Source organism: Caenispirillum bisanense, from assembly GCF_900230255.1.
GTDB lineage: Bacteria > Pseudomonadota > Alphaproteobacteria > Rhodospirillales > Rhodospirillaceae > Caenispirillum > Caenispirillum bisanense_A.
Genome location: NZ_OCNJ01000011.1, coordinates 143,588 through 144,079 on the forward strand (window position 1 = coordinate 143,588; position 492 = coordinate 144,079).

Consider the following 492-nt stretch of genomic DNA (forward strand, 5'->3'; position numbering starts at 1 on the left):
TCGAACGTGAAGCTGGAAGCGTCGAACTTCACGGCTTCGCCCGGGGTCTTGATCGCAGCGCCGCTCCACCCGGTCAGGGTGATGTCGGTGCCACGGTCCTTGGCGCTGATCTTGAACTCCTTGTCGCTCGAGTCGAAGCTGATGTCGAACAGAGCGGAGAACTTGGAGTCGGCGTTCAGCTCGTTGGCGAGGGCCAGGGAGCCTTCGTCATCGGCCGTGATGTTGCTCTTCAGCGTGTGGGTCAGGCTGCGGGCGACGCCGTCCTCGTCCGTGTAGTTGAAGGTCATCTGCTGACCCGCCTTGGCGGCGTACACGGTGGTGGTGTCGAGGGTGGCGCTGCCGGCGCCCGACACGGTCATCGACGAGTAGTCGTAGCCGTTGGCCATCTTGACCGTCAGGCCGGTCGAGTTGTCCCAGCTGGCGCTGAGGACGTTGGCGTTGGCCTGCATCAGCGACGCCAGGTCGTTACCATCCGAGGCGTTCAGGAACTGC

General features: G+C 63.8%; 1 pseudogene. It reads right to left on the bottom strand.

The features are described 5' to 3' along the window. Positions 1-492, bottom strand: a pseudogene (locus CRP50_RS26215) (flagellin protein FlaA); the annotation flags it as partial.